A 14,580-nucleotide genomic window follows, 5' to 3' on the forward strand; every position below is an offset into this window, starting at 1 on the left:
GTAGCGGTGGCAAACTCCGTGGCCAGCGTTTGCATGGCCTGTGGCGTAGTGCCGGGTACTACCACAAAATGATATTTAACCTTATCAGGGTTCACGCCGTGGATCATCCATGCCTTGCTGGCATAGGCCGTATCAAATGAATTCGGAAGACTCTGGTTGGTGACAGATTCCCTGGGGGTAGCCTGTCTCGTTCTCACAACACGCACCGGCGCATTTCCGGCCGGGATATAATAACCGGTTGATTGCGCATTCAACAGCCATAACGGTGTTGTGGCTGTACTGATGGTTTCATCATAGTTCGCATTCGTAACAGCGGTGGTTGAATTAACATAAATGGGCGCATTGGTGGTTTTATGGATCGCCTGGAAAAAATTGGTGGCTACATTTCCTAAACCATTCTGAGCGGAAATGCCACTTCCCAGGCAAACCAGGATGCTGTCGAATGCAAATACTGTTTTCCTGAACACCAGGCGGGACGGGCTATAATTTCCATTTGCCTTTTCAGAAAAGTTTAAACCGAAGATGCCTTCCTGCCCGAGGGATAATGCACCTGCGAAATTTAAATTCTGAAATTCCATGGCCGTAGTTTTTAGGGGCTGCAATCCTGCATAGCCTTCGAAGTGCACCGTGGTGGTACCAGGCATTACGTTCCAGTCCCATCCGCGGCCGGAGAGGATGTACCCGGTGGCTGCGAGTGTACCGCCATATAATATCTCCAATGTACCATAACTCTGGTAACGGCCATAACGGTTCTCTGTGCTGTATATTTCGGCGCCGAATATTTTGCTCGTAAACCCTCTCATCACCGCTGTCCAGTTCCCCTTCCGTTGAATTCCCAGTGCGCCGTAATTATACTGGTGAAACCCATTCAGAGAACGAGCCGGCACCGGGTATTTATTTACGCCTGTTACGTCGTTGTAGATCCCTCCCATTACCGGGTCTGCAGCACCCCCTTTAATATCCCCTCCTATTTCCACAAATTTTTCAAAACGATCGAGCGTCACGGGTAACTTATCAGGGAATGGATTCCTGCCGGATTCAGCATGCGCATACAGCACCCCTTTGGATGATCCGGCCAGCAAATAGGTTAACCCCTTACTCATATTCTCATAAGCAGTAAGATCTATTTTATACACCGTACCTTTTAAATTATAGGCATAATCAATCCATCTTAACCAGGCCCCCATATAACTGGTATGCTGGGACCCATGATGATAACCAACGCCATCGGGTTTCATCCCGTCCCTGCCGCCCAACCCGGGCACTGTATTCCGTTCCAGGAAACGTTTCAGCAGCTTCAGGTCACGAACCGCAGTGTTATCATCCTGGTCCTGGACGGCCAGCTCAAAAAGCAATGGCATTTTTATATTGAGAAAGTCGACACTATAACCTTCCAGGAAAGTAGCGCCATATAACACGGCATATTCGTTAGACCATTTCAGCATCTTTACCACTTCCTCCCGCATGGCCGGCGAATAATAAGGCAGCGCCAATAAAAATCCCACCGGGAAATTCCTTGCGTTCGGATAGGAATTGGTTTGCATCACAATCCTGCCACCTTCCGCCATTCCTTCGCTAAGCAGATACTCTGTAAACAATAATAACTTCGATAAAGCATCCGCATCCGCATCCGCTGCTTTTGCCAATGATCCGCAATAAGACGACAGCTTCACCAAAGTATCAGGACGGTAGATGTAGCGGATACCTCTCCCGTTAATGCTGCCATCGCTGTTATAATGGATGTTAAGATAACTTACATAGTTTTTGGCAACCGTTAATAAGGTGTCTGTAACAGTCGTTCTTACAAGACGGGTCTTTACTGTCTGCAGATCCGCCAGCTCCGTGGCGGTGGCCGCAACAACCGGCAGGTCAGGACCGCTCTTCCAGTTCTCCAGCACATCCAGGTAAGGAGCGTTCGTTACATTCTTCCTGAAATAGGGATAGTCGGGGTACACATGCGGGCCGGGAATACGGACATCCGTATTACCAATGATGGTGGCTTCGTCTATATAGATCACGCAGCTACTGGCAGCATTAGCCGGCTTGTAAGTAATCTTCATTTCGTTCAGGCTGAAAGCTCCCGGAAAAGATCCATCCAGGGAATAGTCGTAATAATAAGACCGGTGAAATTCCATCCATCCTTTATAATTCAACAGCATCTTTCCCTGTCTCTTTACCACACCATTTTCATCAAGAAACTGGAAAAGCAGTGTATCAGTGGTCACTGCCCCACTATAGATAAACATTTGCGCGGCGCTGGAGGCGGCCTTACTGATTTCCGTATCCGGAATTGCCAGGTTCATTGCCCGGATATAATCCCCGTTTTGCGCGGTCCATTTCAGTGCACCGGCCCCTCCTTTCAGGTGTTCGGTGCCGGGCGATATCGCCCCTGCTATGTTACTTTCCCAGTTATCAGGAATACCGCCGTCGAAGGAAACAAAACGCTGCTGCGCCCTAAGCCCGTTAAGGCCTGCCCAAAACATCAAAACAAGTAGTAAAATTTTGTTCATAACTGATGTGATTTATGGTTTATTGTATAGCAGGAAACAGCAACAGGAAACATTTACTCAGTGTGGTGACTGAACAATTTCCTGGTAATGTGGCGAGGGCCGGAATATGCCCCCGCTTTGCTGATAGAAGTCTTCATTAAGCTCAAATACGCCATTCTTAGGCTGTGTCCAGGAAGCACCCGCCAACGGATGATAACCCAGCATATTTTTCCAGTTGCGGTAATTCATATCCCCGTTCGTTTCCATGAATCCCATACCAACGCCTGGAAAAGACATCAGGCGTGCGGCAAGGTTTTTATTCCAGTCGATCAAAACAGGATTTACAGTTAAGTCAGCACAGATACAGGGAATTTGTCTTTCCGCCGCCAGCGCCGCTATCTTCATCGACATGCTCAGGGTTTTCGCAATGCCTTTTAATACCATGGCTTTGTACCCCTGTTCTATTCTCCTGATAGCGGAAGCTTCATTGTGCACACTTTCATCGGCAGCAATAGTAATACCTGTGTCGGATACATCTTCCTCATTCTGCTCCGCCAGCGGTTCTTCATAAAACAGGATATGTTCAAAAGCCCCGATTTTTTTTGCATGGTCAAGGTAGCGCATCAGCCATTCCTTTTTTTCATAACGGCCGTTGGCGTCCATCGTGTAAATCAGTTTGCCATTGGGGGTTTGCGTGGTACGCAGGTCTTTCAGCGCCTGGTGCACCTGGCTAAGCCTGGCCATATCCTTTTCCAGCATTTCTGTCGTGGTGCCGGGATAGCCGGTCTTTATCTTGAATACAAAATAGCCGTCGGCGGCAGCCTGTTGCAGATCCTGCACCGGCATACCATACGGTACCTGGTACATGATGGCTACCTTATTGTTCTTATGCGACAATCCCTTTTTGTAGGCGGCGGGGATCATCTCACCGAAGGTGGAAAAGTTATTCTCTGCCGCGTATAACAGCCAGGCGGCATTATCAGCGCTCACCAACGCATTGTATACAAAATTGGTGTTCAGGTCCGGCTTACCGGTTAACTGCTTCGCTTCCGCCAGTAATTGAGGAAAGATGGCATCCAGCAACATTACAGGATCGCGGAAGGGCGTTTTTTTAATCAGCTTCAGAGCATAGCCTGCCACCAGGTACATCAGTGCATTCCCTTCCGTTTCCGAATGTGCGGCAAACAGGTCGGCATCTCCATATAATACACTTTGTGTGGCGATGCCGGTTTTATTTATTCCCGATGCCGTTTCCAACCTGGAGGCCACCTGCCAAAGCTCTGTCAGGTAAGCCCCTTTAAAACCAAATGGCCGTACCAGCTTTTCGCGTTCAAAATCCGACCCGGTATGAATAACCTCTATATTTTTCATAGTATGTGTTCCATGGCCTTTCAGCTGATCCAGGTTCATCCCGGTGAATGCAGCTATCAGGCCCGTATTTCTAATAAATTGTCTCCTATGCATTGTGATTGTAGTTATCCCGGGGTGATCAGTCGGTAACAGTAACGGTGATGGCCCTTACCACTTCCTTCCCATCATATATGTTGATATTCTTCGCCACAAAAAAAGCTTTGTAAGTACCCTTTTCTATGTAGGTATAGGTAAATTTTGTAAGCCTGGCATCCGAATATCCTTTTACGGCAATCGACTTGTTAACGCCGGTGGCAGTTCCTTGCGGCACATACTCAAACCCGGTTTCACCGGAATAAAAAGAGATAATACCTGCCGTTCCTTCAAAATCAAACTGCCCTTCTTTTCCTGCTTTAAAAGTGACAGAAGAGGATGTGAGCGTAAAGTCCGGTGTATCCAGCTTTGGTTCTTTTTTGCAGGACACGGTTATCGTTAATATGGATAATATGATCAGTACAGTTTTCATGTGCATATTGGTTTATAAATTACCAGCCCGGGTTTTGTGTTAATGCCTTGTTTAAGGTCAGCTCCCTGGTGGGAATAGGCCAAAGCCGGTTCCTGTCTGAGATATTAGGCCCAAACCCTTTGATAAAAAGATTTAAGTAGGCAGGCGTAGTGGAAGTGCCCAGGTCTTTTTCAATGGTAGCGGAAAGCGCATGCATGCGCTCCACAAAAATGCCCCAGCGGATCAGATCTGCTTTACGGTAGGTTTCTCCATTCAGCTCCCTGGATCTTTCATCCTGGATAAACCTGCGGAAGGCGTCTTTACTGGTGGTGGCTTCCACCGGCATATCGGCATCGGCAGGGGCATAAATGGTAGCAGTGGCGCTGGCCCCGGCGCCGTTCCCCCCGCTGAATGTAATGGTGGGCGCAGCTGTATATCCCATACCGCGGGCGGTTCCATACACGGCGTCCGGTGCAAATGTGATCCCTGTCACCTGGCCACCTGATATCACCGCAGTAGCCGAAATACCTGCGCCTCCGCCACCTGTAAAGGTGACAGTGGGCGCAGTGGTATAACCGGCGCCTCCACTGGTAATGGTCACTGTTTTAATACCAGTGCACCATCCCCTTCTTCTCACTTTGTTCACTGCTTCTATGGCCGCTGCTGTAGGGCCGGACTCTTCGTTTTCCGCTTCGGCAAACATGAGTAATACATCCGAGTAACGCATCAGGGGGCAGTTGGTGGGCGTACCTGTGTTATTCTTAGGTAATACCACTTCATACTCCCTCCTGTATTTTCCGGGGAACCTGTTGTAAGCCGTGTTACGGTTAACAGAAGTAAAAAAAACTTTATGATTGGCGGGCTGGCTCGCGGTACCATAATTAAAAGTTGTGATACACCAATCCCTTCTTATATCCCCTTCCTGGTAACGGTAGTACAAGTCGGCCGTTGCTTTGATGCCCGCATATGCAAACCCGGTTTGTGTGTTCTGTGTGGCGTTTCCATTCACATCACCCAACGAGCCAGTTTCCGTATAGGCGTCTGATTTATTGCCCCAATACTCTACTTCCCATAAGCTTTCTTTGATATCATATTTATCAGATATCAGGTTAATGAATACGCCGGAATAGGAAGGATTTAATGCATGCGCTGCTTCCCCGTCGTCCATCACTTTTTTAGCCCAGTTGCGCGCATCTTTATATTTGCTGATATCTTTCACAGGATAACCGGCCATATGCAGGCAAACACGTGCCAGCATACCTCTTACGGCCGACTTATTCACCCTGCCTCCAAAGCCCAGCTGTTTGATGGATGCAACCAATCCTTCTGCTTCGGTCATATCCGCGATGATGCGGTCATATACTTCTTTAGCAGTGGCGCGGGGTGCATTTACATCGTCAACAGATACAGGAGGCTTCAGTATCAGCGGTACGCCGCCAAAACTCTGCACCAGCATAAAATAATAATAGGCTCTTAAAAACAGGGCTTCGCCTTTCACCCTGGCGCGGGCAGCCGAATCGAGCGCGGGGTTATTATCCAGGTTAGCCAGCAGGTAGTTGGCACGGCCAATACCAATATACAGGTTACTCCAGAAAGTCTGGAAATCGGGATGCGCAGCGGTATAATCATAAATATGCAGCCCGCTCAGCGGAGAATTTTTTACATACCAGTGCTCATCTCCCTCAAATCCAAACCTGAAATGAATGGGATTGGAATATAATACCCCCAGGTTATCATACACGCCATTCAATGCAATGTTCAGCTGTTCTATGGTGCGGTAGTAATCGGAAGGCTGCAGAAAATCCTTTGGTTTGCTATCCAGTTTCTTTACACAGGCATTGAGACTGATGAGAAGAAACAAGGATAATAGTAAATAGCTGTACTTCATATTTGTATGTTATGAGCGTCAGGAATTAAAAAATGACATTGAGTCCAAAAACGATTGTTCTTGCGATCGGGTAAGCCGAGAAGTCAAATCCAGGCGTTAGTACCGAACTACGAACAGATACTTCCGGGTCCATACCTGTGTAACTGGTAAATGTGAGCAGGTTTTGCGCGGCCACGGTGAGCCTTAGTTTACTGAAGTGTAAAGCGCGCAGGTATTTTTCCGGGATGTTATAACCAAATGAAACAGTTTTCAGTCGCAGGTAAGAACCATCTTCAATTACTCTTGAGGAATAGCTGCCGATGGTTCCCTGTCCGCCGGCTTTAAAGTTTTTGTTGGTGGGATTGGTTTCACTCCAGCGATCCTCGTAACTGGCAAACTGGTTCAGGCTAAGCCTTATATTCCCGTTCCCTTCAAACATATAGCGGTTGGCATTCATGATATCATTGCCGTAAGACCATTGCAGGAATACGCCAAGATCAAATCCCTTGTAAGTGAAGTTATTGGAGAAGCCGCCTGTATGAAGCGGTTGCCCACGCCCTATGATGGTCAGATCTGCCGTACTGATGTTCCCATCCCCGTTCAGGTCACGGTACTTAATATGCCCGGGCTGGGCGGCAGCGCCGTTATCAGTTACACCGGGTTTCAGCGTATACACACCAGAGGCTGATTTATTAAAATCATCCAACTGGTAAACACCATCAAAAATATACCCGTAAAACATACCTGCCGGCTGTCCTACCTGCGAAATATAGGGAGGGTTGTTGTTATACTGGGTTTCAAAGTTCACTGTTGTATACAGCGCCTCCTGGTCTCTTACCAGTTCCAGTATTTTATTCTGATTAAAGCTGATGTTAAAATTGCTGGTCCATTCAAACGACTTCGTTCTTACATTCACTGTTTTGAGGCTCAGCTCCAGGCCCTGGTTCTGGATCTTACCGATGTTCTGTTGTGCGCTCAACAGGCCCATGGTGGCAGGAAGGTCTGCATTCAGCAACAGGTCGCGGGTGATTTTCCGGTACCATTCAGCGGTAAACTCAATCCTGTCTTTAAACAACCCCAGGTCATAACCAATATTCAACTGGGTAGTGGTTTCCCATTTCAGGTTACCATTACCAATACCGCTGATAATGGCGCCTTTGCCGGGAGTGGCGTTATTAAACGAGTAAGAGTTCGCCACCGGAAAACTTAACCCGGAATACGCGTCATAATTTCCTACCCGGTTGTTGCCGGTACTTCCGTAACTAAGTCGCAGCTTTGAATTGGATATCACCCGCGATCCTTTCATAAATGCTTCTTCCTGCATATTCCAGGCAAAAGACCCCGAGGGGAAATATCCCCATTTATGGCCTTTGGCGAATTTGGAGGACCCATCGCCCCGGAAAGTAAATTCAAAGAGATACTTTGATTTGTAGTTGTAACTCAGGCGGCTGAAGTAAGACGCCATAAAGCTTTCGCCGGCACTGGCATAACTGGTATAAGGGATCCCTTCATCCAGGCCAGGCATTTCCAGTTGCTCGTTCGGCAGGTTCTGCGCGGCATAACCATAAGTTTCAGCATTGAACTGCTGGAACGAAACGCCTCCCAGTATGGTTACTTTATGATCCTTGCTAAAAGTAGTATTATACGTAACGGTATTGTCGTTAGACCAGATGTTTGTTTCCGAATAGATCACAGAGCCATTTTGCCCTTTAACATTCCGCGGATTCAGTGGGCTTCCCTGCACGGTTTTGGAATTAAAGAACAGGTCTCCCCTTCTTTGCCTGCTGGAGATGGAACCGGAAACCCTGAACACCAGGTTGCTCAGCGGTGCGTAAGAAAGATACCCATTGGTCAGAAAATCCGATGTTTTATTGATGTTATGCTCGTTCTTACTGGTGATGATGGGGTTTAAACGGATATCATACTGGTTGAGGAAATCCATATCCCCATCTTCTTCCGTAAGGTCCGCGTTTGGATTGCCGGATACCGGCCGGTAGCCCCAGGCCCTGGATAACAGGTAAGTAGTAAAGGAAGGACCATTTCCTTCCGACAGCGGCTGCCCTGAAGTGGTGATCTTGCTGTAATTGGTAGTGATGCCTGCCTTCAGCTTTTTGCCGATACCCTGGTCAATAGCCACACGGCCCTGGTAGCGGCTATACCCTGAATTAATGACGATGCCTTTCTGATCGTAAACAGATCCTGAGATGGAATACCTCGTTTGACCGGTACCTCCCCTTAAAGCAATGTTGCTGATGGTTACAGGCGACTGCCGGAATACCTGGTCCTGCCAGTTGATCCCTTCCATATCCCTGTAGGATTCCAATGTTCTTCCATTCGTAAAATAGGTAGCATTGGCGGATGTTTTATTCAATTCCGACTGGTATTTTACAAACTCATAGGCATCCATCACCGGTATTTTTTTCTGGACCTGTTGCACACCATAAGAAGCATTCAAAGAAACAACGGGTTTTCCAATTTTGCCTTTCTTCGTTTCTATCAGGATCACCCCGTTGGCCGCCCTGGAGCCATAAATGGCTGTTGCAGACGCGTCTTTAAGGATATTGATCGTTTCTATATCGTCGGGGTTAAGCATGCCGTCTTCCGGATCTTCGATGGGGAATCCGTCAATCACGTACAGGGGCGCATTACTTTGCGTTAGTGAGTTGGCGCCCCTGATAACGATGCCCATTCCTTTCCCGGGTTGCCCATCCTGGGAGGAAACCTGTACACCGGCAATACGTCCTGCCAGCGCCTCACTGAACGAAGCCACGGGCGCTTTGGCCATGTCGGCCATGTTTACCTGGCCCACCGAACCGGTAAGGTCTGTTTTTTTAACAGCGCCATAAGCCACTACAATCACTTCCGACAAATTGGAAACAGACTTGCTGAGCGTTACATTCATTACTGCTCCTTTCGTAACGTTGAGCGTTTTTGAAGTATAGCCCATCGCGGAAAATGTAAGGACATCCGCTTCATCTGCCGTAATGGTGTATTTACCATTTGCATCTGTTTTAATAACAGCGCCCGTCTGTTTTGCCCTGATTATTACTGCAGGTATAGGCTCGTTTGTTTCTGCATCCGTAACGGCGCCAGTAAGGCTTTTAGACTGCTGCGCATAAATTTTTCCCGGCGCAAAGAAAAGCAACAGGAGCAGCATGAAAATTAAAGCAGGCCTTGAATGATACGTGTTCATTTTAATAAGTTTGGCTGATAGATTTTGATTTCATTCTTCATTGTATAAAAAAACGTGTACGCACACGATGTTTGACAGGAGCATGAATCCTCCACAGAAAACCGGTTAAAAACAGTTTACTGTCCGTCTATTCCAACTCCATTTATTTTCTCTTTTTCGACTACATAGAGATGCTTACTCCTTACAGGAGCTGATTCTGGCTGTTGTTTACAGCTATATTTCTGTTCGCATTAAAACTCAGACAATCCTACCAACATCTTCCCATCCCTATTTACCAGGGCAAGAAAGCGTTTTTCATATGTGATAATGTTAAGTCCTTACAGGTTAGTTTTTTGGTTTGCGGCAGTATTACAGTACGTCCATGAATTACAGTATCATGCTGTTTTTTATTACATCGTTCCCTATCTTGATTAGTATAGCAAAGTCCTTTCTTTAGAATCTCGGGTACGTACCCGAAAGTATAAAACAATTCTTATAAAACAAATTTTTTAAGATAATATTTGCATCTTATTTTACAGCATCAAACAATTTTACCCGGTATCACTGCCCGTTAATATTCACTGACAAACTACTGCAAATGAAATGTACTTCCACCCTTCTGTTGCTGATGGCTTACCTGATCATTTTAATTTCTCCTGCTTATGCACAGCGATCAGATCCCAACTTTCATTTATACCTGCTGATCGGTCAATCCAATATGGCCGGCAGGGGAAAAACAGATGCGGTCAGGAAGCCGGTAAATGAGCGGATCCTGATGCTCGACAGCACCGGGCAATTTGTTCCTGCAACAGATCCTGTTCATTTCGATAAAAAAGAAGCAGGTGTAGGACCAGCCATCAGTTTTGCAGAAAATATGTTACCTGCCAACCGGAAAATAAAAATCGGCCTTATTCCCGCGGCAGTAGGTGGCACTTCCATCCAGCTCTGGGTACCGGCAGCATACGACAGCGTCACCCACACGCATCCGTATGATGATGCCATGATGCGTGTTAAAGAAGCGATGAAATATGGGGTACTGAAAGGGATACTCTGGCACCAGGGCGAGGCCAATTCAGGCAACTTCCAGGATAGTCCCGGCTATATTGCTTTACTGCGGGAACTCATACAACGTATAAGAACAGTAGCCAATATGCCGCAGCTACCGGTAACCATAGGTGAAATCGGATACTTCCGCCCGGCTTTTATGAACTTTAACGCTATGCTGAAGGCGGTTCCCGACAGCATTCCCTTTACAAATGTAGTAAGCGCACAAGGGTTGCAGCATAAGGGAGATCATACCCATTTTAATACAGAAAGCGCCAGGGAGTTGGGAAAGAGATTTGCGGAAGGAATGAAAACGTTGCAGCAACGGAATGGAAAATAAAATGGTGAATTTCCAACGGGGAAGCAACCGTGCAAAGATAACGTGTAACTGATGCTGCAGACTATCATTCAACAGCTGCCCTATATCTGGTAATAATTACAGTTCTGCCTTGTTACAATATCAATAGGCATCAGGTTTTGCGAATCAACAGGACTATGTACCACTACATCACGATAAAGGCTCATGATGCCACGATAACCCTGTTCCAGTGGCCTGTTGCAGATCAGGAAATCAATGATCCCTTTTTTCAGGTAAGCAATATTGTCTTCCAGGAAATCAAATCCCAGTAGAAAAATATCTCCCCGTCCGGATTCTTCCAGGAACCGCGCCACAGAGCCCACGCGGGAGTTGCTTACAAATACAGACCTGATATCAGGATGATCTTTGAACATCTTCGACAGGCTTTTACGGATACCTTCATCAGTGGTGTTCCTGATATCCGTTTTAACGATGGGATGCGCTTTCCCGGCCTGTTTAAAGTAAGAACGCAACCCCTCCTCTTTCCGCAGCAAGCGGTTATACCTGGGAGCTTTGATTTCCTTAGATACATTTACCACCAGGATCTTGCTGGGATCAGGCGCAATATAATCTATCAGTTCCCCACACAGGTAACCGCTCTGGTAAATATCCGGCCCGATATAACAGGTGCTTGGCAGATCGGGGATATCTGAATTGATAAAAACATAGGGCGTATTGGTGGCATCACAATGGTTGGCGAGGGCCACTGTTTCGTCGATGAAGTAGGGCGCCACTAAAACGCCATCCGGCCGGAGCTTTAACACCATTTCCACTTGTTTGATAAACGATTCTTTCTCATTCTGATCAAACAGGAAAGGATGGATATTGATCCGGAACTGCTGCAGCTCGGCCGCTGCTTTTTCAATACCCAACAGCGGCGCTCTCCAGTAATCCGATTCGTCTGATACATGCGGGATCAGCACAGCAAAATCAAATACCTTCCGGGAAGCCAGGGTACGGGCAATCAGGTTAGGCTGATAGTTAAGATCATCTATGATCTTATTTATCCTGCTCTTTGTTTTCTCTGAAACGCCGGTCCGGTTATGGATCACCCGGTCTACCGTGGCGATGGAAACATTTGCCCTGCGGGCTATTTCCTTTACGCCGGCCATTTGCTCATTTGCTTCCTTTTTCATTTTTGTACTCCTGTCGGTGAAATTTACTACAATATAATATATTTTTCGGGTACGTTACCGACAAAAGCATTTATTTAGTTCCTGTAAAACTCATAATTCTCCGGCGTTACAATATCAATGGGCATATAAAGAGATTTTTCCGGTGGCGCTATGCCTAACATCAACTGGTTGTAAAGTGTCATTATACTCCGGTACCCCTGCTCCTGCGGCCGCTGGCAAATAAGGAAACTGATCAGTTGTTGTTTTAAGAAATCACTGGTTCCTGTTACCAGGTCATATCCCACCAGCACCAGGTTTTTTATTTCCTGTTTCTCTACAATGTCGGCCACGGTTACCACCCGTGAATTAGTGACAAATACGGCTTTGATATCCTTGTGCTTTTTTAATGCGGCCAGGAATTCCTTCTTCACAGAGGCGTAACCGGTATGATGTATATCCAGCCGGACGATAGGATTGGGCAGCTTCTTTTCTGTGAAATAAGCGCGGAAACCTTCTTCCTTCCTCAGCAGGTGATGATGTGCGTCTATTTCCTTTGAAATATTCACCACCATGATCTTATCCTGCTTCCTGGTTATATAGGATACCAGGCGGCCTCCCTGGTAACCGCTGCGGTAAAGCTCCGGTCCGATGTAACAAAGACTGTCCTCTTCCGGGATATCAGAATTAATAAACACATAGGGTATTCTCTTCTTCCTGCATTGTTTCACAAACTCCCGGGACTCTGCTATAAATGAAGGCGCGAGCACTACGCCATCCGGCTGTAACTTGAGCACCTGCCGGTATTGGCTGACAAATGAGGATTTATCTTCGAGATCAAAAAAGAAGTGGCTTACTTTTACCCCTTGCTGCAAAAGCTCTGATTCTGCCAGCTGAAGCCCTTTTAATGGTGCATTCCAGAAATCTGATTCCCTGGAAACGGATGGTATCAGGAAAGCAAAATTCAGGTTGTTTTTCAGCGCCAGGTTGCGGGCCAGGAGGTTGGGCTGGTAATTCAATTCTTTAATAAGACCCTCTATCAACTCTTTTGTTTTTGGGGAAACACCGGTACGGTTATGCAGTACCCTGTCGACTGTTGCAATAGAAACATTGGCCCGCCTGGCGATCTCCTTGATGCCAGACAGTTCCTTACGGTTTTCTTTCTTCATTATTATCCTATCCTGAAAAGGTTATTTAAACAAACAGCTTCCGGTTGCCCGGATCCTGCCCTTGTAAAACTGGCATCAATTTAGGAAAAAAACATACTAATATCGTTATCCTGTTTCACAGCGGCTACAGGCGAGGATTACAGCGCCTCCTATCCTATAAAATGATGCCCTGCAAAAAAATAAAGTGCCCATACATTTGCTTTTCCTAAGAATGCATCTTAACTTACGGGTACGTACCCGAGAATACATGTACTGAGTAGCTTTTTACTATCATTATTCATATCTGCCAAAATTTCAATCGCCGTATATGTCAAACGATGCTTCCGACATTTCTATTCCTGTTATTCCTTCAGCCCGGAAAACAGCTGCCGGAAAAGGCGCGCAATGGATCCGCTCTATTGGTCCTGGTGTGATTACCGCTGCACTGGTATTTGGCCCGAGTAAGATCACCATCACTTCTGTAATGGGCGCGCATTACGGCTACTCCCTGCTCTGGCTGATCGTAATGACTATCTTTTTTATGATCATCTTTACTACCATGGCGGCCCGCGTAGGTATAGCCTCCCAGCAATCGTTGCTCACCACCATAGGAATGAAATGGGGAAAGCCCGTTAAGATAGCCATGGGCATTGGTGTTTTCCTGGTATGCGCTTCCTTCCAGGCAGGCAATTCCATTGGTATTGGCATGGCCGTGGCGGAAGGCACCAAAACAGCGCCCGCCGGATGGATCATTTTATTTAATGCCATTGCCATTGGCCTCTTGTTTTTCAGAACATTCTATAAAACGCTGGAGCGGGTGATGATAGCCCTTATCGGGCTGATGCTGGTAGCATTCCTGACCACGCTTGTCCTGGCAGGGCCCGATGTGCCTTCTGCCATTCAGGGGCTACGGCCCACCATCCCGGAAGGCTCTCTAAAACTGGTTATCGCCTTTACCGCATCCTGCTTTTCCATTGTAGGCGCTATTTACCAAACCTACCTGGTGCAGGAAAGAAGAAGATGGCAGCCCGGCATCCGGCAAACAGGACGCGAATCCATTACCGGCATGATCATCCTCGGCATCCTGAGCGCAGTGGTGCTGATCTGTTCCGCCGCCGTTTTACACACAAAGGGAATCACGGTAACCAATGCTACCGATATGGCCCGTGCACTGGAACCTATTTTTGGCAACCTGGCCTCTTCCCTGTTCCTCGCCGGACTGTTCGGCGCTTCTTTCTCTACGCTGATCGGTAATGCTTCCCTGGGAGGCACGCTCCTGGGCGATGCGCTGGGATACGGCAGCGGGCTCAACTCCGGTAAAGTACGCGCCATCATTGGCATCATCATGCTCATCGGCGCCACCGTGGCCATCACATTTGGCAAGTTACCACTGGAACTGATCATTCTTGCGCAAACCATCACCATTTTTATTGTACCATTTATCGGCATAGCGCTTTTCCTGGTGGCCAATGATAAAAAGATCATGGGGCCGTTAAAGAACAACGCATTTGCCAACATTGCCGGCGGTATAGGCC

The 14,580-nt window shown here is 47.2% G+C and carries 9 protein-coding genes; 2 read left to right on the forward strand and 7 right to left on the reverse strand.

The window, feature by feature from the left end:
* The 5 genes from VIM72_RS24175 to VIM72_RS24195 all read right to left on the reverse strand — a co-directional run.
* On the reverse strand, positions 1-2,510 hold a 2,510-nt coding region (locus tag VIM72_RS24175; protein WP_332005391.1), incomplete at its 3' end, for a polysaccharide lyase family 8 super-sandwich domain-containing protein.
* A gap of 57 nt (positions 2,511-2,567) precedes the next feature.
* Positions 2,568-3,953, reverse strand: coding sequence for a mandelate racemase/muconate lactonizing enzyme family protein (locus VIM72_RS24180; RefSeq protein ID WP_332005392.1), 1,386 nt, complete (start codon positions 3,951-3,953; stop codon positions 2,568-2,570).
* A 25-nt stretch (positions 3,954-3,978) separates the two neighbouring features.
* Positions 3,979-4,365 carry a DUF5017 domain-containing protein gene (locus tag VIM72_RS24185; RefSeq protein ID WP_332005393.1) on the reverse strand — a complete coding sequence of 129 codons (387 nt, stop codon included), beginning with the start codon at positions 4,363-4,365 and terminating at the stop codon, positions 3,979-3,981.
* Between the two features lie 19 nt (positions 4,366-4,384).
* Positions 4,385-6,232 (reverse strand): RagB/SusD family nutrient uptake outer membrane protein, encoded by a 1,848-nt coding sequence (locus VIM72_RS24190; protein ID WP_332005394.1) that lies wholly within the window; start codon positions 6,230-6,232, stop codon positions 4,385-4,387.
* A gap of 25 nt (positions 6,233-6,257) precedes the next feature.
* A complete protein-coding gene (locus VIM72_RS24195; RefSeq protein WP_332005395.1) occupies positions 6,258-9,404 on the reverse strand; it encodes a TonB-dependent receptor in 3,147 nt (1,048 codons plus the stop codon).
* 577 nt (positions 9,405-9,981) lie between these two features.
* Here VIM72_RS24195 and VIM72_RS24200 point away from each other — a divergent pair.
* Entirely contained in the window at positions 9,982-10,767 is a 786-nt protein-coding gene (locus VIM72_RS24200) for a sialate O-acetylesterase (RefSeq protein WP_332005396.1), read from the forward strand.
* A gap of 80 nt (positions 10,768-10,847) precedes the next feature.
* Here the strand turns inward: VIM72_RS24200 and VIM72_RS24205 are convergent, their stop codons facing one another.
* Both VIM72_RS24205 and VIM72_RS24210 read right to left on the reverse strand, forming a co-directional pair.
* Positions 10,848-11,921 carry a substrate-binding domain-containing protein gene (locus VIM72_RS24205; protein WP_332005397.1) on the reverse strand — a complete coding sequence of 358 codons (1,074 nt, stop codon included), beginning with the start codon at positions 11,919-11,921 and terminating at the stop codon, positions 10,848-10,850.
* 74 nt (positions 11,922-11,995) lie between these two features.
* Complete coding sequence (locus VIM72_RS24210; RefSeq protein WP_332005398.1) at positions 11,996-13,066, reverse strand: substrate-binding domain-containing protein; 1,071 nt, start codon at positions 13,064-13,066, stop codon at positions 11,996-11,998.
* Positions 13,067-13,373: 307 nt separating this feature from the next.
* Between VIM72_RS24210 and VIM72_RS24215 the strand changes: the two genes are divergently transcribed.
* A partial coding sequence (locus VIM72_RS24215) for an Nramp family divalent metal transporter (RefSeq protein WP_332005399.1) occupies positions 13,374-14,580 on the forward strand: 1,207 nt, incomplete at its 3' end.

The sequence above is a fragment of the Chitinophaga sp. genome (assembly GCF_036569185.1).
Taxonomy (GTDB): Bacteria; Bacteroidota; Bacteroidia; order Chitinophagales; family Chitinophagaceae; genus Chitinophaga.